Genomic DNA, 20,747 nt, shown 5'->3' on the forward strand with positions numbered 1-20,747 from the left:
TGCCGGTTGCCGCTAACAGCTTCCCACTGCTTTTAAGTTATAATCCCGCCCTTTAGCTGTTTCTCGCTCAGGCGGGAGGCACACTTTTTTCAGGCGCAACCCGCCTGCATGCAGACTAAAAGAGGCTAGACCCCAGTGGCATTGACGATTCTTGGCCTGTCCGGCGCCCTTAGCCATGATCCTTCCGCAGCCCTGTATATCGACGGCAAGCTGATCGCGGCCGCCGAAGAAGAGCGCTTCGTACGCGACAAACATGCAAAGAACCGCATGCCCTACGAATCGGCGAAGTTCTGCCTGGAACAAGCCGGCATCAAGCCTTCCGACGTTGACGTGGTGGCGATCCCGTTCGCCCCGATCAGCCTGTTCGGCGAGGCGCGCTGGCACTACGCCAAGCGTTACTGGTACGCCCCGGACCGCGCCCTTGACGCGATCCTGATGGGCAACCGTCGCTACAAGCGCTACCGCAACAAGATCGTCTGGTGCCTGGAGCAACTGGGCTTCGATCCGAAGAAAATCAAGATCGAACCGGTTGAACACCACCTGGCCCACGCCTCCAGCGCTTACCACTGCTCGGGTTTCCAGGAAAAAACCGCGATCCTGGGCATCGACGGCAAAGGTGAGTACGCCACCACGTTCTTCGGCTACGGCGAAAACGGCAAGATCCACAAGATCAAGGAATTCTACGACCCGGACTCCCTGGGTGGCCTGTACGGCGCGATCACCGAGTTCCTCGGTTTCGAGATGCTCGATGGCGAGTTCAAGGTCATGGGCATGGCGCCGTATGGCGACGCCAGCAAATACGATTTCTCGCGCCTGGCCTCGTTTGAAAACGGCGAGTTGGTGATCAACACCGACTACGCCAACGTCATCGGCCTGCGTCGTTATAAAGAGAAGGGCAAGGGTTTCTACTTCTCACCAAAACTGATCGAGTGGCTGGGTCCCAAGCGCGAAGGCGACATCGCCGACGAGCCGTACATCCACTACGCGGCCAGCATGCAGGCGTTGTTCGAGAAACTGGCCTTGCAGATGATCGACCACTACCTGGGCGACATCCTCAAGGACACCGGCAAGCTGGCGTTCGCCGGTGGTTGCGCGCTGAACGTCAAGCTGAACCAGAAGATCATTGCCCGCGATGACGTCAAAGAGCTGTTCGTGCAGCCGGCGTCCGGCGATGCCGGTACCGCGGTTGGCGCGGCGGCTTATGTGTCCCACGCGCGTGGCGTGCCGGTGGAGAAGATGGAGCACGTCTATCTCGGCCCGTCCTACAGCAACGAAGACGTAATTGCCGCGTGCGCCAAGCACGCAAGCAAGCCGGTGTGGCGCAAGATCGAAAACATGCCCAAGCGCATCGCCAAGATCATGGTCGACGGCAACCCGGTGGCCTGGTTCCAGGGCCGCATGGAGTTCGGCCCGCGTGCGTTGGGCGGTCGTTCGATCATCGGTTGCCCTAGCGCTACCGGCGTGGCCGACCGCATCAACCACCAGATCAAGTTCCGTGAGCGCTGGAGGCCTTTCTGCCCGTCGATGCTCGACACCGTGGCCCCACAGATGATCAAGGTCGATCACCCGGCGCCGTTCATGACCTTCACCTTTGAAGTGTCCGAAGAGTGGAAAACCCGCGTACCGGAAGTGGTCCATGAAGATGGCACCTCCCGCGCCCAGGTGCTCAAGCGCGAATACAACCCGCGTTACTACGACATGATGAAAGAGCTGGAAGTATTGACCGGCAACGGCGTGTCGCTGAACACCTCGCTCAACCGCCGTGGCGAAGCGATGATCTGCTCGCCGAAAGACGCGCTGGACATGTTCTTCGGCTCCGACCTGCAGTACCTGATCATGGAAGACATCCTGGTCGTCAAAGACGGCGTGGACCCTTATGACTCGGTCGGCTGAACGCCACGTCCTGCAGTTCTGCCACGGCTATGACGGGCCGTTCCTGGACTGCGCGCGGCAGTACGCCAGCCTGTTCGCAGGCACAGGCTACAAGGTGACCACGGTGTTCCTCACCGGGGTCGCCGACCCCGATGTCGCCGCCGGTTGCGCCTCTGATGAAGTGCTGTTCATGGAGTTCAGCTCCAAGGCCGTTCGTGGCCTCAAGCTGGGCGCCATCCGTGAACTGCGCAAAATCGCCGCGTCGCGCAACTTCAGCTTATGCATTGCCCACCGCTTCAAGCCGATCTACATCGCCTTGCTCGGTACACGCCTGCCAGTGATCGGCGTGCATCACGCGTTTGGTGATTATCAGCGCCGCAGCCGCAAGCTGTTTGCCTCGATTTTCAGCAAGCGCCTGAGTCTGCTCGGTGTGTCTGACGCAGTGCGTGACGATATGCGCCGCTGCCTGCCGGCCTGGCCGGCGGCACGCATTCAGACCTTGTATAACCGCATCGATGTTCAGGCCATGCAAGCGTTGCAGGTGCCGGCCGATGAGGCGCGCGATGCCTTGGGGTTGTCGCCGGATGAGTGGGTAGTCGGCAACGTCGGCCGCCTGCACCCGGACAAGGACCAAGCCACCTTGCTCAAAGGCTTTGCCTTGGCCTTGCCGCATTTGCCGGCGCAGAGCCGGTTGGCGATCCTTGGCACCGGCCGCCTGGAGAAAGACCTCAAGTCGCTGGCGCACGAGCTGGGCATTGCCGAGCACGTACTGTTCCTCGGCCAGGTGCCGGATGCGCGCCGGTATTTCCGTGCGTTCGACGTCTTCGCCCTGAGCTCCGACCATGAGCCGTTCGGCATGGTGCTGCTGGAGGCCATGGCCGCCGGCGTGCCGCTGCTCGCCACGTCGTGTGGCGGCGCGCGGGAAGTGGTTGAAGGCGTGGGCATCCTGTTTCCGTTTGGCGATGCCGATCACTTGGGTCAGGGCCTTCGGCATTTGGCCGCGATGGACCGTCAGCAACACCAGCAGTGCGCCGAGATGATGCTTGAGCGCCTGCATCAGCAGTTTTCGGATCAGGCGGTGCGCGAGACTTTCTGGCAGTTGCCTGCTGTCACCGAACTGACCGCGAGGGCTTGATGCTCAATCGATTCCAAGGCTTTCGCGAGCGCGGTTGGTCGGTGGTTGACGCGCCGACCTACAGCGACGCCTGGCAGCGTTTTGGCGGCAGTGTCGCCACCCATCCGCAGGTGGTCGAGCGTCTGGCCGGGCTGGCCGAGATTCCAGTGCGCTATCTGGCCTGGGAGCAGGGCGGCGAGCTTAAAGCCAGCATTGCAACTTGGGGGCGCGACCTGGCGTTGTCCAAAGACGTGCTCAAGCGCAACGGCAAAAAAGGCTTGTTCGACCTCGGTAATGCCGAGTTGATCCTGCCCGCCGCCACCGATGCCCAGGCGCCGCTGCGCCATCGCGCGCGTTACCTGTCGGGCCTGAATGAAGGCCGTTTTACCGGTATCAAGCTTCAGGCCGAACAGTTGGCCATGGCGCGTACTCCCGAAGAGTTGTCGAAAAAGTTTCGCTACAACCAGCGCCGCGAATTGCGCCTGCTGGAAGAGGCGGGCGGTGTGGTGCGGCCGGTGCAGGACTTCACCAGCGCCGAGCTGGCGGCTATCTACTGCGACCTGTTCCAGCGCCGCTGGGGCTTTGCCGCCACCGGTGCCGCGCACATGGCGCAGGTGATCGAGCTGTTGCGTGAGTGGCTGATCGGTTCGGTGATTTTTCTTAACGATGCGCCGATTGCCGTGCAATTGGTGTATCGCGTTGAAGCGCCGCAGTGGATCAGCGTCGAGTACATCAATGGCGGTGTAGACCCCGAAACCCGCGCGTTCAGCCCCGGTAGTGTGCTGAGCTTCCTCAATACGCAAAGTGCCTGGGAACAGGCGCGGGAAGTCGACAAACCCTTGCGCTTCTCGTTCGGCCGCGCGGACCGCGAGTACAAGGACCGTTGGTGCAACCCCGTGCCGGTGTTCACGGTATGAGTGCCTCGACAAGTCGCAAGCAGGCGCTGCTCAAGCGCCATCGCCGCAATAAGCGCATCGGGCTGCTGGTCAGCCTGCTGGTACTGATTGCAGTGGGTGTACTGGTGGCCTGGTGGTTGCCGCTGCTGCTGGCGGTACTGGCTTGGGTGGCCCATGAAGCCTGGTTTGCCGACCATCTGTTTTACTCGCCCAAAGACGACTATCAGTATCAATTTGCCGCCGATACCGAGCAGCCCAAGGTGACTTTGGATGCGGGCCGGCTGGTGCTGGGCCAAGCGCTGGAGTTGGCGGGTGATGAGACCTTGATCCTCGCGCTGCGCCTCAAGAGCAACCTGCTGGGGCGTTTTATCGACCCGTATGTCGCATTGCCGGGCGGTGACCGCCAAGTGTTCGAGCGCGGCGTCAACGGCCTGCGCTACCTCAATCTCACCGGCCAGGCGCAAGCCTTGCTGGCGGGGCGGTTGCTGTTGCGTGGCCGGTTTTGCCGGGTACAGGGTGAGCCTGTGCTGTCGGTGTTCCGCCAGCCGGATGTGCGTCAGCAGCGGGTAATGGTGATTGCGCCGCATGCCGACGATGCCGAACTGGCCGCCTTTGGCCTGTACCGCCAGGCAGCACAGCCCTGGATCGTGACGCTGACCGCCGGTGAGATCGAAGCCGAGCATTATCAGCACATGGGCCTGGGCAAGCCTGAAGCGGCGCGCCTCAAGGGCCGGCTGCGTGCCTGGGACAGTATCGCCGTGCCGCGCTGGGCTGGCGTGCCGCAGGAGCATTGCGTTCAGCTCGGGTATTTTTGCCTGCAGTTGGCAGCGATGAAAGCCGAGCCTGCGCGTGCCATTGCGTCGCGGGAAGCCGAGTTGAGCGATATCCGCCTGTTCCGCCAATTCAACCCGTTCCCGCTGCCCGCCGATGCCGATGGCCAGCCGACCTGGAACAACCTGCTGGCGGACTTGCGTGCCGTGCTGTTGATGGCGCGACCTGAGGTCATCGTGTTGCCGCATCCGGTGATCGATCCGCACCCTGACCATATCTGCGCTCAGCAAGCCGTTTTGGAAGCCTTGCAGGGCCTGGAATGGCAGCCGACCACCTTGCTCGGCTACGCCAACCACCTGCATGACAACGACCGCTGGCCGATGGGGGATTCGGGCAATAGTGTCGCTTTGCCGCCATGCTTCGATTCTGCTTACATTTTGCAACCATATTGTCTGCCGGTATCGGAGGAGCGGCAGTGTGAAAAGGCCATGTCGCTGGGCATGATGCATGACCTGCAGCCGCGGATGCCGTTCAAACGGCGGGTGCGGCGGGTCATACAGCGTCTGCTGGCGGGCAGGGCCGTCTCGCCGTGGGGTGAGAACGAGTTTTTCCGCAAGGCCATTCGGCGCCATGAACTCTTTTGGTTCATCAAGCACAAGTAACGTTAAGCAACGTGGTGGCGCGCAGCGCGCCCCAGTACAAAATGACAGTGAGTCCCCCGTGAGCAATCCGTGCCCCCGCATCCTTTTTATTATTCCTTACTTTGGCCGCTGGCCATTCTGGATGCCGTTTTTTCTCGAAAGCTGCCGCCACAACGCCGACGTCGACTGGTTGCTGTTCAGCGACTGCCCGATGCCGGCCAATGTGCCGGACAATGTTCGTATCGAAAGCATCACCTTTGCCGATTACTGCGCGCTGGTTTCCCAGCGGCTGTACATCAATTTTGCGCCCCAGGCGCCGTACAAGCTGTGTGACATCAAGCCGGCGCTCGGGCATATCCACGCTGACCGCCTCACCGGTTACGATTTCTGGGCGTTTGGCGATCTGGACCTGATCTACGGCAACCTGCGCGAGTATTTCACCGCCGAGCGGTTGGCCAGTTATGACTTGTTTTCAACCCATGAGCGGCGGGTAGCCGGGCATTTGTGCCTGATGCGTAACACCCCCAGGAAGCGGCATGCGTTCATGCAGATCAAGGATTGGGAGGCGCGTTTTACCGATCAGGCGCATCATGCGCTGGATGAAGGCGCCTTCAGCAGGATTTTCCTGTGGCGCAAGAATTTCCCCAAGCCATTGTTCGAGTTGGTCGGCAAGTTCAACCCATGGCGTCGGCGCAGTGAGTTCACCGAGGCGTTCAGTACGCCCGGTGGTGTGATCAAATGGCACGACGGCAGTGATCGCTTCCCGCATCAATGGTTCTGGAACAAGGGTCGGCTGACCAATGACAGGGATGGTGAGCGGGAATTTCCGTATTTCCATTTTGTCTGCTGGAAGCGCAATCAGTGGCCGTTGCTACCGGAGCCTGACGCCGAGTACGTCGAGACGCTGGCGGCTGAAACAACCTGGGTGATTGATGCCACAGGTTTCCATCGAGGAGAGTTATGAGTCGGCGTTTCAAGGTCCTGCAACTGCAGCCTGACTACAATGTTAAATCCCATGACTTCGCCGACCTGGCCGAGCAAATCGTCAAGGCATTGCCTGCCGAGCGCTACGAGGTCACCGCCGCGTTCCTGCGTGGCAAGCCCGCACCTGGGGAACCAGTCAGCCGGGCTGCCAAGTCGGTCTACTTCGAGTTTTCCGACAAGTCGCTCAAAGGCTTGCGACTGCGCGCCATGTGGCAACTGTATAAGTTCTGCCGCCGCGAACAGTTCGACGTGGTGGTGTGCAACCGCTTCAAGCCGGTCAACATGATGTTGCAGCTCAACCGTTGGTTGAAGATCCCGTTGTGCATCGGCATATCCCACGGTTTTGGCGAGTATGACCGTCTCTACCGCCGCAAGCAGGCGCAGCGCTGGATCGATGCGCACTGGCGCTTTGTCGGCGTGTCGCCGGCGGTCAAGCAGTACCTGCTCGATTGCCAGTGCGGGTTTACCGACCAGAATACCTACGCGATTACCAACGCCATCGACATCGAGCAGGCCGAAGGCTTGCAGCACTCACGCACGCGCGCGCGCGAGTTGCTGGGCATCGACCCTTCGGTACGGCTGATCGGCGCCTTGGGCCGGCTGGTGCCGGTCAAAGGCCACACCTATTTGTTGCAGGCGTTTGCGGCGCTGAAAGATAAATACCCCACCGCGCAGCTGGCCATCATTGGCGCCGGGCGCGAAGAGGCCAACCTGGCCACGCAAATCCAAAGCCTTGGCCTGGGCGGACGCGTACACCTGTTGGGCTTCAAGGAGAACGCGCTGCAATACGTGCGTGCCTTTGACATTTGGGCAATGCCTTCGCTCGCAGAAGGCCTGGGCCTGGCATTGCTGGAAGGCATGAGCGGCCGCCTGCCGGTGATTGCCTCCAGCGTACCGGCCATGCTGCCGTTGATCGAAGGTGCCGGTGGCCTGGCAGTGGAGCCGGCCAACGTGCCACAACTGACCCAGGCGCTGGACACTTACCTGGCGCTGCCTGACGAGGCACTCGCACAAAAAGGCGAGCAGGCCTACCAGTACCTTCAGGCGCAACATGACATTGAGGTGTTCCGCCAGGAATACCTGGAGCTGATTGATTCAGGCTTGGCTCAAGCACCCGGGAAGAATGTATGAACCAGAGTCAGCCCTTGGTCACGGTGATCATTGCGTCGTATAACCATGCTCCCTACATTGAGGAAAGTATCCTCAGTGTGTTGAACCAGACCTATCCCAATATCGAACTGCTGGTGGTGGACGATGGCTCGACTGACGACAGTGTCGAGCGCATCCGCCGTCTGCAGGAGCATCACAAGTTCGACTTTCGTGTGCAGCAGAACCAGGGGCTGACCAACACCCTCAATGGCGCGATTGCGCGGTCTCAGGGGCCACTGATCGTGCCGTTCGGTTCGGACGACATCATGATGCCCGAGCGCATTGCGACCCAGGTGGCCTATATGGATGGCAAGCCTGAGGTGGGTATCTGCGCGGGCAATATCGAGCTGATCGACTCCCAGGGCGAGTTGTTCCCGGAGAAGCGCCAGCGCCGTGATGTGCCGTTTCGACGCCTGGATTTCGACGATATGTTCCTGGAGCGCAAACCTTACCCGCCGGCGCCTACGCTGATGATTCGGCGTGAAGCGCTGGAAAAGGTCGGAGGGTTTGACCCGCAGATCCGCCTGGAAGATTTGCTGATCGAACTGAAGATCACCCACGCCGGGTACTTCATCGACGGCTTGAACGTGGTGATGGCGCGCTATCGCAAGCACGCGACCAATTCGTACAAGAATCATCGATTCATGATCGATAACATCCTGCGCACCTACGCTTTGTTCAGTGATCACCCGCTGTATGACGAGGTGCGTTACAAGTTCCTCAGCTCCATGTTCCTCAAGACCTCCAACCGCAACCGTGCGTTGGCGCGAGAGCTGCTGGCGCAGATCCCGTTTCGGGCCTGGAACAAGAAGACGTGGCGCGGCTTGGCCCGCCTGTATTTTTCCCCGCTGGAAAAAGACTGATACCAAAAGCAGGGCGGTACACCTCTACTGGGTGTACTGCTATCTAAATGTGGGAGCTGGCTTGCCTGCGATGGCGGTGGTTCAGGCAGCTTATCTGCTGCTGATCCACCGCCATCGCAGGCAAGCCAGCTCCCACATCTATTTGTGCCGAGTACGACCTCAGGGCGCCGAGCGCGCGAGTGTGAGTACCTGCTCGCGGATCTTGAGCGTTGCTTGAGGCGAAGCCACCGAGGCATAGCCCTTGGCCAATTGCTCGAAGTGCGCTTCGAACAACCAATTGCGATCCTGCGCATAGCGTTGCATATGCTTGAGGTTGCGCTGGCGCAGCGTGTTGCGCAGCGCTGACGGATAGACGCGCATATCCGCCACGTCGATCAGGCCGAACTCTCCGTCTTCCAGCAGCAATACATTGCCCAGGTGCAGGGAGCGGAAGTAGACGCCGCGTTCATGCAGTTGAGCCATAAACCGCCCAAACCGTTCGATCAAGGATTCGCGCAGGCTGCTGTCCAGGCTTTGCAAGGCCTGGCGCAAGGTCAGCCCCGGCAGTGGCTGGTAACGCACGGCTGTGCTGCCGTCGCGCAGGCTGTACAGGTCAAGGATCAGCGGCGACGCAATGCCGAGCGCCTGCAGGTGTTCGCTGTTGCTGGCGAAACGCTCCGAATACGGATTGAATGTGCCCGAGGTGTACCAGCGGCGCGCCCTGAACAGCTTCAGGAAGCTACCATCGCCCAGGCGCAGGACCTTAGGCCCCAGGCCGTCTTCCTCGACAATATGCGCGCCTTCGCACAGGGCTTTGAAAACCTGTGGCTTGGGCGTGCTCACCACGACTCGCAGCAGGCTGTGGCGCCGCTTGGCGATGCTCAGACCGGCGATCAGTGCGAGGGGAATCCACAGCAGGAACCAGTGCTCCTTGGGCCGCGACAGGATGCCACCGCCTTCGGTCAGGCCCGCGCCGATGCCGTAGGCCAGCAGCGAGGATGTCAGGATAAACAGCGGCTGGGCGCGCTCTTTGAGGCCGGTGTACAACCCCCGGCCGAGCATGAACATCCACGGGATAAAGCCGATGATGCCAATGTAATAAAGCACGCCCAAAGCGAAGCTGTGGGGTTCGCGAAGAGGCTCGAAATCGTAGTTGGCAGGCTTTACGTACAGTTCGGAGTCGTAGCTGTGGCCAATCCATGGATGGTCCGCGATGCGGTCCAGGATAATGCGCCAGATTTCAAAGCGGAATGAGCTGCCGCGCTCGGTGATCAGTTGCGGGTACAACAGCAACAGCCCGGCGGCGGCCAGCACCAGGGCGGCAACCATCAGCGCCGAGCGCCGGTTGCGGCTCAGCAGGCCCATCCAGAGTACGGCCATAACCAGTGCGACCAAGGGGGTTCTGGAACCTGTGGCCAGAATTGCCAGGGTCATGATCATCAGGGCGGGCACGCTAAGCCACAGCACGCGCAGGCGTTTGGTGGTGACACACAGGTACAGCCAATACACGCAAAAGAAGCCGAACAGGTGCGAGCTGAGCAGTGGGTTGTCCAGGGCGCCCAAGCCGCCAATCATGCGCATGCTCGGCTCGAAGCCTTTGGCGAACGCCACCAGATTTAACAGCGTCACCACCAGTGCAATCATGGCGGCGCCGAAGAAGACCGGCTTGAACAGGTCATTGCGGTAATGCAGCAGCAGCCCGCAGCCGGCAAACAGCATGAACGTTTGCAGCGGGATCTTGAACAGGTTGGAGTCGCCGGTGGGTTCCGGGCTCCAGAGCACCGTGAGCATTGCCCATGCGCAAAACGCGGTGAAGGCAAGCACCAGCGGCTCGCGCAGTAACGCTTTGAGTTCCCCTGGGCGCAAGCACAGCAGGAGCAAGGTTGGCAGGGCGAAGAAAATGTAGAAGCCGCGGTGCATGACATTGCGGTTGTTGACGAAGAACAGCGAACTCAGAAGCAACAACAAGCCAATGGGCAAAATCCAGAGGACCAGGAAGTCGAAAACGCGATTTGTGCCGTAGTTAAGGCGCTTGGAGTGCATACAGTAAAGCCATTCCAGAATAGAGAAAGCCGACCATGTTAAGGCAGTGGCTATATAATGTCGCCCGTTGGATCCAGCCGGGCTGCGGGTCACGCTGGGTGCAAGTACAACAGAGAAGCTGTGCTAAAGTCAGCCTCCTTTTTTAAAACGCCGCGTGATATGACCGACTCCAGTCCGAGCGCAAGCCCTTCGAGCTTGAAAATATACTTCCGCCTGCTCATGTACGTTAAGCCCTATGCCGGCTTGTTCGCGTTGAGTATTGTCGGATTTCTGATTTTCGCGTCGACCCAGCCTATGCTGGGGTACATCCTTAAGTACTTCGTCGACGGCCTATCCAATCCTGATGCCGTGCTGTTCCCCAGCGTACCCTTCCTGCGTGACATGAAATTGTTGCAAGCCGTGCCGTTGCTGATCATTTTGATCGCCGCCTGGCAGGGCCTGGGTTCATTTCTGGGTAACTACTTGCTGGCCAAGGTTTCCCTGGGCTTGGTCCACGACCTGCGCGTGCAGTTGTTCAACAACCTGCTGACGCTGCCCAACCGCTATTTCGATAACCACAACTCCGGGCACCTGATTTCGCGCATCACCTTCAACGTGACCATGGTTACGGGGGCGGCCACCGATGCCATCAAGGTGGTGATCCGCGAAGGCATGACGGTGATCTTCCTGTTCGCCTCGCTGCTGTTCATGAACTGGCGCCTGACGCTGGTGATGATCGCCATCCTGCCGTTGATTGCGGTGATGGTCAGCACGGCCAGCAAGAAATTCCGCAAGCAGAGCAAGAAGATCCAGGTGGCCATGGGCGATGTGACGCACGTGGCTTCGGAAACCATCCAGGGCTATCGCGTGGTGCGCAGCTTCGGCGGTGAAGTCTACGAGGAGAAGCGCTTCTTCAAGGCCAGCCAGGGCAACACCGACAAGCAACTGCGCATGACCCGCACCGGGGCCATCTACACCCCGTTGCTGCAGTTGGTGATCTACACCGCCATGGCGGTGCTGATGTTCCTGGTGCTCTACCTTCGCGGTGACGCGTCGGCCGGTGACATGGTGGCTTACATCACCTTGGCCGGGCTATTGCCCAAGCCGATCCGCCAACTGTCGGAAGTCAGCTCGACTATCCAGAAAGGCGTGGCCGGTGCTGAAAGCATTTTCGAACAGCTGGACGAAGAGCAGGAAGTCGACCGCGGCAGCGTCGAGCGCGACAAGGTCAGCGGTCGCCTGGAAGTGCGCAACCTGAACTTCACCTACCCAGGCACCGAGCGCCATGTGCTCAAAGACATCACCTTTACCGCCGAGCCGGGGCAGATGATCGCCCTGGTGGGCCGTTCCGGCAGCGGCAAGTCCACACTGGCCAGTCTGATCCCGCGTTTCTACCACCACGAAAGCGGCGAAATCCTGCTCGACGGCGTAGAGATCGAGGACTACAAGCTGCTTAACCTGCGCAAGCACATTGCCCAGGTGACCCAGCATGTCACGCTGTTCAGCGACACCGTGACCAACAACATCGCCTACGGCGACCTGGCCGGCGCGCCACGTGCCGACGTTGAAGCGGCGGCGGCGGATGCCTACGCCAAGGACTTCATCGATCAGTTGCCAAAAGGCTTCGATACCCAGGTGGGTGAAAACGGCGTGCTGCTGTCAGGTGGTCAACGCCAGCGCCTGGCCATTGCCCGGGCCTTGCTGAAGAACGCGCCGCTGCTGATTCTCGACGAGGCCACTTCGGCCCTCGACACCGAATCCGAGCGGCACATTCAGGCGGCTCTGGACAAGGTCATGCAAGGCCGCACGACCCTGGTGATTGCCCACCGCCTGTCCACCATCGAGAAGGCCGACCTGATCCTGGTAATGGACGACGGCAGGATCGTCGAGCGTGGCAGCCACGCCGAGCTGCTGGCACAGAACGGCTACTACGCCCGCCTGCATGCCATGGGCCTGGATGCCCCCGTGCCGGCCGATATCACCTGAATTAAAGGTGTGGATGCTTAATGTGGGAGCGGGCTTGCCCGCGAATACGGTGGATCAGTCGATATCTTCGGTGACTGTCACTGCGCATTCGCGAGCAAGCCCGCTCCCACATTTGTTCCTCAGTGGATTCACTGCTGTGTCCTTCATCTTCTGTCACACCCTCCACAAGCGTTCCATAACCCTGTGCTAATATCGCGCCCCTGTTCATTTTGTATGTGGGTTGCTCCATGAAGTTGTCCATGCCGCGATTCGATCAAGCCCCTGTCTTGGTGGTCGGCGATGTCATGCTCGACCGTTACTGGCATGGCGGTACCTCACGGATTTCCCCTGAGGCACCGGTACCGGTCGTCAAGGTCGAGCAAATCGAAGACCGCCCGGGTGGCGCTGCCAACGTTGCCCTCAATATTGCCGCCCTCGGCGCCCCGGCCTCCCTGGTGGGTGTGACCGGTGACGACGAAGCCGCCGACAGCCTGGCCAACAGCCTGCGCGGTGCCGGCGTGCGCGCGCTGTTCCAGCGCATTGCCCATCAGCCGACCATCGTCAAGCTGCGGGTCATGAGCCGTCACCAGCAATTGCTGCGTATCGATTTCGAAGAACCCTTCGCCACCGACGCCCTGGCTCTCAGTGGTCAGGTCGACGAGTTGCTCGAAGGTATCAAGGTGCTGGTGTTGTCCGACTACGGCAAAGGCGCCCTGAAGAACCACCAGATGCTGATCCAGGCCGCCAAGGCCCGTGGCATTCCGGTACTGGCCGATCCCAAGGGCAAGGATTTCTCGATTTATCGGGGCGCCAGCCTGATCACGCCAAACCTCAGCGAGTTTGAAGCCATCGTCGGCGGTTGCGCCGATGAGCATGAGCTGGTGACCAAAGGCGCGGCGCTGATGGCCGACCTCGACCTGGGCGCCTTGCTGGTCACCCGTGGCGAGCACGGCATGACCCTGTTGCGCCCGGACCACCCGGCAATGCACCTGCCGGCGCGTGCCCGTGAAGTGTTCGACGTCACCGGTGCCGGTGACACCGTCATCTCCACCCTGGCGGCCTCGATTGCGGCCGGTGAAGAACTGCCCCACGCCGTGGCCTTGGCCAACCTGGCAGCGGGCATTGTGGTCGGCAAACTGGGTACCGCGGCTATCAGCGCACCCGAGCTGCGCCGTGCGATCCAGCGCTCCGAAGGCTCGGAGCGCGGCGTGCTGGGGATCGAGCAATTGCTGCTGGCCATTGACGACGCCCGTGCCCACAAAGAAAGCATCGTGTTCACCAACGGCTGCTTCGACATCCTGCATGCAGGTCACGTGACTTACCTGGAACAGGCGCGCGCCCAAGGCGACCGCCTGATCGTGGCGGTCAACGACGACGCTTCGGTCAGCCGCCTGAAAGGCCCGGGCCGTCCGATCAACAGTGTCGATCGCCGCATGGCCGTATTGGCCGGTCTTGGCGCGGTGGACTGGGTGATCAGCTTCTCTGAAGGCACCCCGGAAAACCTGCTGGCCCAAGTCAAGCCAGACGTGCTGGTCAAGGGTGGCGACTATTCTGTCGACCAGGTTGTAGGCGCCGACATCGTCAGCGCTTACGGCGGTACGGTCAAAGTGCTGGGGCTGGTTGAAAACAGCTCGACCACGGCCATTGTCGAGAAGATCCGCAACAATGAGTAATGCTGAAAAGTGGGTGTTGATCACCGGAGGTGCCGGGTTTATCGGCTCGCACCTGGTCGATGCGCTACTCGCCAAGGGCTATGCCGTGCGGGTGCTGGATGACTTGTCCACCGGCAAACGCAGCAATCTGCCGCTGGATAACCCGCGCGTAGAGCTGATTGAAGGCAATGTCGCCAACGCCGAGCTGGTGGCGCAAGCTGCCGTCGGCGCGACGGCCGTGGTGCACCTGGCCGCAGTAGCTTCGGTGCAGGCCTCGGTGGATGATCCAGTGAGCACACATCAGAGCAACTTTGTCGGCACCCTGAATGTCTGCGAAGCCATGCGCAGGGCCGGCGTGAAGCGTGTGGTGTTTGCTTCCAGCGCGGCGGTGTATGGCAACAATGGCGAGGGTGCTTCGATTGACGAAGACACCACCAAGGCGCCGCTGACGCCTTACGCGTCGGACAAGTTGGCGGGTGAGCACTACTTCGATTTCTATCGCCGCCAGCACGGCCTGGAACCGGTGATTTTCCGGTTCTTCAATATCTTCGGGCCACGCCAGGATCCGTCATCACCGTATTCCGGCGTGATCAGTATCTTCAGCGAGCGTGTGCAGCAAGGCGTGCCGATCAGCGTGTTTGGCGACGGCGAGCAAACCCGGGATTTCATGTACGTGGAAGACCTGGTGGATGTGCTGGTCCAGGCCATCGAAGCGCCCGAAGCGCCACTGGGCGCGATCAACGTAGGATGGAACCGCACGACCACGCTCAAGCAGGTGCTGCAGGCGTTGGAAGAAGTGGTGGGGCAGTTGCCGGTGATTACTTACGGGCCGGCGCGCTCGGGGGACATTCGCCATTCACGAGCGAATAACCAGCGCTTGTTGGCGAGCTTTACGCTGCCTGAGCCTACGCCGTTGAAGGTCGGCCTGGAACGCTTGCTTAACGGTTGACCACCAGATCGTTCCCACGCTCCGCGTGGAAACGCAGCCAGTGACGCTCCGCGTCACGGCTTGAGAATTCGCCGACATCAGGACGCGGAGCGTCCGGAGCGGCATTCCCACGCAGAGCGAGGGAACGATCGATTTGTGTCAGCCTTTGGCCTTTTTCTTCGGCACGATCTTGCGCAGCACCCGTTGCGCCAATCGCTTCAACTTCGACTCTTTCTCAGGCTCGGCGAGCCCTTGCTGGCGCAGCCAATCCTTCCAGCGAATGCGCTCATCGCGCACCAGCCAGCCTTCCTGCTGGGCGAAGCTTTCTGCCAGGTACAAGCCGCGTGTGCTGGCCGGGTACAGCTGGTCTTTCTTCACGGTGTACAGCTCGGCCAGCGGCTGGCCGTCTTTCAATGGCATCAGGTACAGGTCGGGCCGCTGACGGTCCAGGCGGGCCACCAACTGGTCGCCTTCGAGGCGCTCGTCCACATGGAACAGGCTCAAGGACTTGGCTTCCTTGGGCACTTCCAGGCGCAGGTCATAAATCAGCTGCAGCGACGCTGTGGGCAAATGCACATAAGCGCGTGGGCGCTCGATCAATTGCATGGTGGCGCAGCGAACCGGGCGGGCGGCGCCGGACAGCGGGCTCAAGCGAAACGGCAGGGCTTCACGGTAATGCAGGGCGGCGGAGTAGGGTGCGGGCAGCCAGGTGTCATTGAAGCGCCCGCCCAGCCAGCCTTCGGGCGTCTCCAGCAGGCATTCTTCGGCAATTTCCTGGATGGCGGTGTGCAGCGGCAGGTTCAGTTCGTGGGCGGGTACGTAGCCGGAGATCAGCTTGAGCACCACATCGCCACGGTCCTGGCGGCGCTGGCGCACCAGTACCCAGTAATCCTTGTTCTGCCAATGCAGGGTCAGGCGCACCGACACGCCAAGGTTGGCCAACTCCAGAGCGAAGCGTTCAGGGTTTGCCACTTCCACCGGCTTGCGCCGTTGCAGGGTCTGGGCGAAGTTGAGCGGCATGCCCACGCTCTGGTAACTCAGGCCTTCGGGGGTGGCTTCGACGTGCAGCGGCAGTGTCTTGAAGTTGCTGGGGTTTTTTCTAATCAGCGTTCGCGGCATGTCGGCTCCTTCTTGCGACGGGGTCGGCCGCGTGGGCGGCATCAGAGTTGACGAATGACCTGGGCAGCGGTCGCCACGTTGTGGGCCAGGTGCAGCGGGTTAATGGTCCCGACAATAGCACTGGCGACACCCGTTTGCGCAAACAACAGCATGAAACTGGCATGAATTGGATCCATTCCTGGCTCAAGACACACGTGGCCGCTGGCCAGGGCCTTTTTCACCAGGATGCCTTTGCCGTGGGCGGCGGCGTAATCGATCACGGCTTTCTCGGCCTGTTCATTCAGATTGTAGGTGACCATCGCGCAATCACCTTGTTCCAGAGCCTTCACGCCACCTTCGACGGTTTTTCCGGAAAAGCCGAAACCACGAATCTTGCCCTCTTTTTTCAGCTGCGCCAGGGTCTCGTACACCTCGCAATCAGTGAGGATATGCAGGTCATTGCCGTCGGAGTGCACCAGCACCAGATCGATGAAATCCGTTTCAAGTCGTTTCAAGCTGCGCTCGATGGACATGCGCGTATGCGCGGCGCTGAAATCGTGATGGGACACGCCGTCGGCAAACTCTTCGCCGACCTTGCTGACAATCACCCAGTCGTTGCGCTGGCCGCGCAACAGTGGCCCCAGGCGCTCTTCGCTACGCCCGTAAGCCGGCGCGGTGTCGATCAGGTTGATGCCCAACTGCTGGGCCTGGCGCAATAACATCCGCGCTTCGTCGTCATTAGGGATCTGGAAGCCGTTGGGGTATTTCACCCCTTGATCACGGCCCAGCTTGACGGTGCCCAGGCCCAGCGGCGAGACCATCAGGCCAGTGCTGCCCAGCGGGCGATGCAGGTCGTGCAGGGTTGGCAGGCTCATGGCAACAGTTGCTCCCAGGCAGGTTGGCCGAGGGCCGGTTTTGGCAGTTCAGGCAGCGCGTCACTGGCACTTGGGCGGATACCGTCGCGTTCCAGGGCGTTGAGCACTCGATCGGCGAAGTCTGGCGCCAGCGCCAGTTTGGTCGGCCAACCCACCAGCAAGCGGCCTTGCTCGGCGAGGAAGGCATTGTCGGGACGGCTCAGGCCCGATTGCAGCGGCTCGGCACGCTCGACACGCAGGGTGGCCCATTGGGTCTGGCTCATATCGATCCACGGCAGTAACTGCGCGAGCTCTTTTTGCGCAGTGGCGATCTGTTCTTGTGGTGTGCGGGCCACGCCATCCGCCTCGGCGATATCGCCGCCCATGTACCACACCCAGTTGCCGTCGGCAGCCGGGTGAGTGGTGATGGTGAGGCGCGGCTTGGTGCCGCCGCCCAGGCAGTGCGCATACAGCGGCTTGAGGCCTGGGCCTTTGGCAATGATCATATGCAGCGGGCGGGTTTGCATGGCGGGCTGGCTGAGGCCCAAGGCCGTCAGTAAGTCAGCGGTGCCGCCACCGGCGCTCAGCACGATGCGCTGGGCGCGGATCTGGCGGCCATCGACCTTCAGGCCCACCAAGCTGTCGCCTTCAAGCAGCGGTTTGATGTGTTGCCCGGCGAGCAAGCCGTCGCCGGCCAGTTGCGCCAGGCGTTCGATCAGGCTGGGCACATCGATGACCAGTTCGGCCAGGCGATAGACCTTGCCCTTGAAGCGCCGGTCTTGCAGGGCGGGCGGCAATTCGTCGCCCTTGACCTGATCGACGCGGCCACGCACGGCTTTACTGGCGAAGAAGCTGGTGAGGTTGCCGGCGATGGTGCCGGGCGACCACAGGTAGTGGGCTTCGGAGAGCAAGCGCACGCCGGTCAGGTCCAGCTCGCCGTTACCCGCCAGGGCTTCGCGCCAGCGGCGCGGCATGTCGGCAATGGCTTCGGAGGCGCCGGTGAGGGCGCCGTGCAGGGCGTATTTCGCGCCGCCGTGGATGATCCCCTGGGATTTCACACTTTGCCCGCCGCCCAAGGTGGCGCTTTCCACCACCACCGTGGAAAACCCCTGGCGGCGCAGGCGCGCGTTAAGCCAGAGGCCGGCAACCCCGGCGCCGACAATCAGAACGTCGGTGGAAATAACGGATGGCATCGGCGACCTCAGTGTTCAAGACAAGAGGCGCAGTATACAGGCTGTTGCGTGGCGGTCAGTGCCCGGCGGTTTTCGAGAACAGCTGAATCACCACCACGCCCAGCACAATCAGGCCCATGCCCAACATTGCCGGTACATCGAGCTTCTGCCCGTAGATAAACAGCGCGGCGATACTGACCATCACAATGCCCAGCCCGGCCCAGACCGCATAGGCAATGCCCACCGGCACCGTGCGCACCACCAGCGTGAGCATCCAGAAGGCCACGCCATACCCCACAATCATCAGCAACAGCGGAATAGGCGTGCTCAAGCCTTTGACGGCTTTCATGGAAACGGTCGCGATCACTTCCGAGCAAATGGCGATGGCCAGGTAAACGTAGGCAACATTCATGGGTGAATCCTCGGTGTGATACGTGCTTGATTAGGTGCGCATTTTAACCCTTCGTGAGATGAGATAAAGTCATTACCTATCCGATTTGAAGATGGGTTGAGCCATGAGTGTGCAATGGAACCTGGAACAGATGCGCCTGTTTGTCAGCGTCGCCGAGCAGCGCTCGTTTTCGGCAGTGGCACGCGGCCAGCGCAAGGCGCAATCGGCAGTGAGCAACGGGATTGCCCTGTTGGAAGCGGACCTTGGGCTTAGCCTGTTCGAGCGCAGCAGTGGTCGCCAGCCACGCCTGACCGAAGCCGGCAGTGTGTTGTTGGAAGAAGCGCGTGAGGTGCTGCGCCAATGTGAGCGGCTCAATGGACGGGCGTTGTCACTGACCCGTGGCGAGGAAGCCTGCCTGCGCCTGGCCCAGGACGAGGCCATGCTGTTCCAGCCGGTGCTCGACAGCCTTGAGGCGCTGGCCCAGCAATACCCGCTGCTGGAAGTGCAACTGTCCAGCGCCGCGCAAGGCGATGTGGCGCGCAAGCTGGTGGAGCGCAAGGCCGACCTTGGCCTGTTGTTCTATCACGACCAAATCCCCGAAGCGCTTGAGCGGCGCGTAGTGGGCAGTGTGGAAATGGTCACCGTGTGCGGCGTGAATCATCCGCTGGCCCAGGACAAATACGTGACCTGCCAACGCCTGGCGCAGTTTCGCCAATTGCTGATGTCGACCCAGACCAGCGTCTACCCCGGCAGCGAAGCCGCGAGCCCCTTGGTGTGGCGTGCCGACAGCTTCTACGTATTGGCCGAATGGTTGATGAGTGGCCTGGGCTGGGCCTGGCTGCCTCGGCACATCGTGCAGTACCCGACCTATCAGCAGCAGATGATCGAGCTGGACAGCGAATGGACGCCGCCGGCGCTGGTGGTGGAGTTGGTCTGGCGCCGCGATGAGCACCTCGGCCCAGCCGCACGCTTTTTGACCGAGCGATTTGCCGAGTGCTTGCAGGCGATCGACTGAAAAAGCCGATAAACTCCGCCGCCATGAATAGAACTCTCTACAGCTGTCTGTTTTACCTGGCGCTGCCATTGGTGGCTTTACGTCTGTGGCTGCGCGCGCGCAAAGCGCCGGCGTATGCAAAACGTATCGGCGAGCGGTTTTCCTACGGCTTGTCCGTGATGCAGCCGGGCGGGATCTGGGTGCATGCGGTGTCGGTGGGCGAAAGCATTGCCGCCGCACCGATGATTCGCGGCCTGATGGAGCGTCACCCGACGTTGCCGATCACCGTCACCTGCATGACGCCCACCGGCTCGGAGCGTATCCAGGCCCTGTTCGCCAATGAGCCGCGCATTCAACATTGCTACTTGCCCTATGACTTGCCTTGCGCCGCCAAGCGTTTTCTTGATCGTGTACAACCCAAGCTTGCGGTGATCATGGAAACCGAGCTGTGGCCCAACCACATCCACGCCTGCGCTGAACGCGGTATTCCGGTGGCGCTGGCCAATGCACGGCTGTCGGCACGTTCGGCCAAAGGTTACGCGCGCTTTGCCAAGCTGACCGCGCCGATGCTGGCCGAGATGAGCCTGTTTGCGGTGCAGACACAAACCGAAGCCCAGCGCTTTCTAAGCCTGGGTGCGCGACCGGAAACCGTTGAAGTCACCGGCTCGATCAAGTTCGACCTGACCATCGACCCTCAGTTACCGGTACGCGCCGCCGCTTTGCGCGAGCAATGGGGCGCCACCGAGCGCCCGGTGTGGATCGCCGCCAGCACCCACGAAGGCGAAGATGAAGTGGTGCTCGCGGCCCATCGCCAACTGCTCGAAAGCTACCCCAACGCGTTGCTGATTCTGGTGCCGCGTCATCAGGAGCGCTTCGGGCCGATGTTCGAGCTGTGCGGTCAACAAGGCTTTGCCACGGTGCGCCGCTCCCGCGCTGAGCCGGTGACGGCGCAGACCTCAGTGCTGCTCGGTGACACCATGGGCGAGCTGCTGTTTCTTTACGCCCTGGCCGACAGCGCTTTCGTCGGCGGCAGCCTGGTGCCCACTGGCGGCCACAACCCGCTGGAACCGGCGGCGCTGGCCAAGCCGGTGATTATGGGGCCGCACCTGTTCAACTTCCTCGAAATCAGCGCGATGATGCGCGAGGCCGGGGCGTTGCGTGAGGTGGATGATGCGCAAGGTTTGGCAGAGGCTGTGCGGCAGTTGTTCGAACTGCCGCAGGATGCGCGCAAGATGGCAGAGGCGGGATTGAAGGTGATGCAGGCCAACCAGGGCGCGCTGAAACGCTTGCTGGATGGTTTGGACAACTTGCTTAATCACTGACTGACACTGAGCCAAAATGTGGGAGCTGGCTTGCCTGCGATAGCATCACCTCGGTGTATCAGAGGTGCCGAGGTGTCTGC

Annotated in this window: 17 protein-coding genes; 12 read left to right on the forward strand and 5 right to left on the reverse strand. The window is 61.2% G+C overall.

Going from position 1 to position 20,747, the window contains the following annotated elements; all coding sequences use genetic code 11:
- Nucleotides 1-135: 135 nt before the first annotated feature.
- From K0H48_RS04195 to K0H48_RS04225, 7 genes are read left to right on the forward strand one after another with little or no spacing between them, the layout of a single operon-like run.
- Nucleotides 136-1,893, forward strand: coding sequence for a carbamoyltransferase (locus tag K0H48_RS04195; protein WP_219266503.1), 1,758 nt, complete (start codon nt 136-138; stop codon nt 1,891-1,893).
- Nucleotides 1,877-3,007 carry a glycosyltransferase gene (locus K0H48_RS04200; protein ID WP_219266504.1) on the forward strand — a complete coding sequence of 377 codons (1,131 nt, stop codon included), beginning with the start codon at nt 1,877-1,879 and terminating at the stop codon, nt 3,005-3,007. The genes K0H48_RS04195 and K0H48_RS04200 overlap by 17 nt, the downstream gene beginning before the upstream one ends.
- On the forward strand, nt 3,007-3,903 hold the full coding sequence (locus K0H48_RS04205; protein ID WP_219266505.1) for an antimicrobial resistance protein Mig-14: 897 nt from the start codon (nt 3,007-3,009) through the stop codon (nt 3,901-3,903). Before K0H48_RS04200 ends, K0H48_RS04205 begins: the two co-directional genes overlap by 1 nt.
- Nucleotides 3,900-5,315, forward strand: a complete 1,416-nt coding sequence (locus K0H48_RS04210; protein ID WP_219266506.1) for a PIG-L family deacetylase — start codon at nt 3,900-3,902, stop codon at nt 5,313-5,315. Before K0H48_RS04205 ends, K0H48_RS04210 begins: the two co-directional genes overlap by 4 nt.
- A 58-nt stretch (nt 5,316-5,373) precedes the next feature.
- Nucleotides 5,374-6,258, forward strand: coding sequence for a DUF6625 family protein (locus K0H48_RS04215; protein WP_219266508.1), 885 nt, complete (start codon nt 5,374-5,376; stop codon nt 6,256-6,258).
- Nucleotides 6,255-7,409 carry a glycosyltransferase family 4 protein gene (locus K0H48_RS04220; protein WP_219266510.1) on the forward strand — a complete coding sequence of 385 codons (1,155 nt, stop codon included), beginning with the start codon at nt 6,255-6,257 and terminating at the stop codon, nt 7,407-7,409. Before K0H48_RS04215 ends, K0H48_RS04220 begins: the two co-directional genes overlap by 4 nt.
- Nucleotides 7,406-8,290: a glycosyltransferase gene (locus K0H48_RS04225; RefSeq protein ID WP_219266511.1), complete on the forward strand. Its 885-nt coding sequence runs from the start codon at nt 7,406-7,408 to the stop codon at nt 8,288-8,290. Before K0H48_RS04220 ends, K0H48_RS04225 begins: the two co-directional genes overlap by 4 nt.
- A gap of 159 nt (nt 8,291-8,449) precedes the next feature.
- Here the strand turns inward: K0H48_RS04225 and K0H48_RS04230 are convergent, their stop codons facing one another.
- The gene (locus K0H48_RS04230; RefSeq protein WP_219266513.1) at nt 8,450-10,312 is read right to left on the reverse strand and encodes an O-antigen ligase family protein; all 1,863 of its coding nucleotides are present in this window, start codon (nt 10,310-10,312) and stop codon (nt 8,450-8,452) included.
- Nucleotides 10,313-10,471: 159 nt separating this feature from the next.
- Between K0H48_RS04230 and msbA the strand changes: the two genes are divergently transcribed.
- The 3 genes from msbA (at nt 10,472) to K0H48_RS04245 (ending at nt 14,857) form a co-directional block, all read left to right on the forward strand.
- Nucleotides 10,472-12,277, forward strand: coding sequence for a lipid A export permease/ATP-binding protein MsbA (msbA, locus tag K0H48_RS04235; protein WP_056860554.1), 1,806 nt, complete (start codon nt 10,472-10,474; stop codon nt 12,275-12,277).
- 227 nt (nt 12,278-12,504) lie between these two features.
- Nucleotides 12,505-13,929 (forward strand): bifunctional D-glycero-beta-D-manno-heptose-7-phosphate kinase/D-glycero-beta-D-manno-heptose 1-phosphate adenylyltransferase HldE, encoded by a 1,425-nt coding sequence (gene hldE, locus K0H48_RS04240; protein ID WP_138817139.1) that lies wholly within the window; start codon nt 12,505-12,507, stop codon nt 13,927-13,929.
- Nucleotides 13,922-14,857, forward strand: coding sequence for an NAD-dependent epimerase/dehydratase family protein (locus tag K0H48_RS04245; protein WP_219266514.1), 936 nt, complete (start codon nt 13,922-13,924; stop codon nt 14,855-14,857). The genes hldE and K0H48_RS04245 overlap by 8 nt, the downstream gene beginning before the upstream one ends.
- 138 nt (nt 14,858-14,995) lie before the next feature.
- Here K0H48_RS04245 and K0H48_RS04250 read toward each other — a convergent pair whose 3' ends face one another.
- The 4 genes from K0H48_RS04250 to K0H48_RS04265 are packed head-to-tail and all read right to left on the reverse strand — an operon-like array spanning nt 14,996 to nt 18,372.
- Nucleotides 14,996-15,955 carry a hypothetical protein gene (locus K0H48_RS04250; RefSeq protein ID WP_017138496.1) on the reverse strand — a complete coding sequence of 320 codons (960 nt, stop codon included), beginning with the start codon at nt 15,953-15,955 and terminating at the stop codon, nt 14,996-14,998.
- Nucleotides 15,956-15,996: 41 nt separating this feature from the next.
- Nucleotides 15,997-16,809 (reverse strand): aldo/keto reductase, encoded by an 813-nt coding sequence (locus K0H48_RS04255; RefSeq protein ID WP_219266516.1) that lies wholly within the window; start codon nt 16,807-16,809, stop codon nt 15,997-15,999.
- Nucleotides 16,806-17,981, reverse strand: a complete 1,176-nt coding sequence (locus tag K0H48_RS04260; RefSeq protein WP_219266518.1) for an FAD-binding oxidoreductase — start codon at nt 17,979-17,981, stop codon at nt 16,806-16,808. The genes K0H48_RS04255 and K0H48_RS04260 overlap by 4 nt, the downstream gene beginning before the upstream one ends.
- 55 nt (nt 17,982-18,036) lie before the next feature.
- Nucleotides 18,037-18,372 carry a multidrug efflux SMR transporter gene (locus tag K0H48_RS04265; RefSeq protein WP_017138493.1) on the reverse strand — a complete coding sequence of 112 codons (336 nt, stop codon included), beginning with the start codon at nt 18,370-18,372 and terminating at the stop codon, nt 18,037-18,039.
- Nucleotides 18,373-18,475: 103 nt separating this feature from the next.
- Here K0H48_RS04265 and K0H48_RS04270 point away from each other — a divergent pair, with 103 nt between their 5' ends.
- Together K0H48_RS04270 and waaA are read left to right on the forward strand one after the other, a co-directional pair.
- Nucleotides 18,476-19,366 carry a LysR family transcriptional regulator gene (locus K0H48_RS04270; protein WP_219266520.1) on the forward strand — a complete coding sequence of 297 codons (891 nt, stop codon included), beginning with the start codon at nt 18,476-18,478 and terminating at the stop codon, nt 19,364-19,366.
- A 23-nt stretch (nt 19,367-19,389) separates the two neighbouring features.
- Nucleotides 19,390-20,667, forward strand: a complete 1,278-nt coding sequence (gene waaA / locus K0H48_RS04275; RefSeq protein ID WP_219266521.1) for a lipid IV(A) 3-deoxy-D-manno-octulosonic acid transferase — start codon at nt 19,390-19,392, stop codon at nt 20,665-20,667.
- Nucleotides 20,668-20,747: the final 80 nt, after the last annotated feature.

Origin of the sequence: Pseudomonas sp. Xaverov 259, from assembly GCF_019352915.1 — a bacterium.
Classification (GTDB): Bacteria; Pseudomonadota; Gammaproteobacteria; order Pseudomonadales; family Pseudomonadaceae; genus Aquipseudomonas.

Bases quoted from the DNA above. Each gene is read 5' to 3' on its own strand.
- K0H48_RS04200 (WP_219266504.1), top strand. From the start codon at position 1,877: ATGACTCGGTCGGCTGAACGCCACGTCCTGCAGTTCTGCCACGGCTAT.
- K0H48_RS04205 (WP_219266505.1), top strand. From the start codon at position 3,007: ATGCTCAATCGATTCCAAGGCTTTCGCGAGCGCGGTTGGTCGGTGGTT.
- K0H48_RS04210 (WP_219266506.1), top strand. From the start codon at position 3,900: ATGAGTGCCTCGACAAGTCGCAAGCAGGCGCTGCTCAAGCGCCATCGC.
- K0H48_RS04220 (WP_219266510.1), top strand. From the start codon at position 6,255: ATGAGTCGGCGTTTCAAGGTCCTGCAACTGCAGCCTGACTACAATGTT.
- K0H48_RS04225 (WP_219266511.1), top strand. From the start codon at position 7,406: ATGAACCAGAGTCAGCCCTTGGTCACGGTGATCATTGCGTCGTATAAC.
- K0H48_RS04230 (WP_219266513.1), bottom strand. From the start codon at position 10,312: ATGCACTCCAAGCGCCTTAACTACGGCACAAATCGCGTTTTCGACTTC.
- msbA (WP_056860554.1), top strand. From the start codon at position 10,472: ATGACCGACTCCAGTCCGAGCGCAAGCCCTTCGAGCTTGAAAATATAC.
- hldE (WP_138817139.1), top strand. From the start codon at position 12,505: ATGAAGTTGTCCATGCCGCGATTCGATCAAGCCCCTGTCTTGGTGGTC.
- K0H48_RS04245 (WP_219266514.1), top strand. From the start codon at position 13,922: ATGAGTAATGCTGAAAAGTGGGTGTTGATCACCGGAGGTGCCGGGTTT.
- K0H48_RS04250 (WP_017138496.1), bottom strand. From the start codon at position 15,955: ATGCCGCGAACGCTGATTAGAAAAAACCCCAGCAACTTCAAGACACTG.
- K0H48_RS04255 (WP_219266516.1), bottom strand. From the start codon at position 16,809: ATGAGCCTGCCAACCCTGCACGACCTGCATCGCCCGCTGGGCAGCACT.
- K0H48_RS04260 (WP_219266518.1), bottom strand. From the start codon at position 17,981: ATGCCATCCGTTATTTCCACCGACGTTCTGATTGTCGGCGCCGGGGTT.
- K0H48_RS04265 (WP_017138493.1), bottom strand. From the start codon at position 18,372: ATGAATGTTGCCTACGTTTACCTGGCCATCGCCATTTGCTCGGAAGTG.
- K0H48_RS04270 (WP_219266520.1), top strand. From the start codon at position 18,476: ATGAGTGTGCAATGGAACCTGGAACAGATGCGCCTGTTTGTCAGCGTC.
- waaA (WP_219266521.1), top strand. From the start codon at position 19,390: ATGAATAGAACTCTCTACAGCTGTCTGTTTTACCTGGCGCTGCCATTG.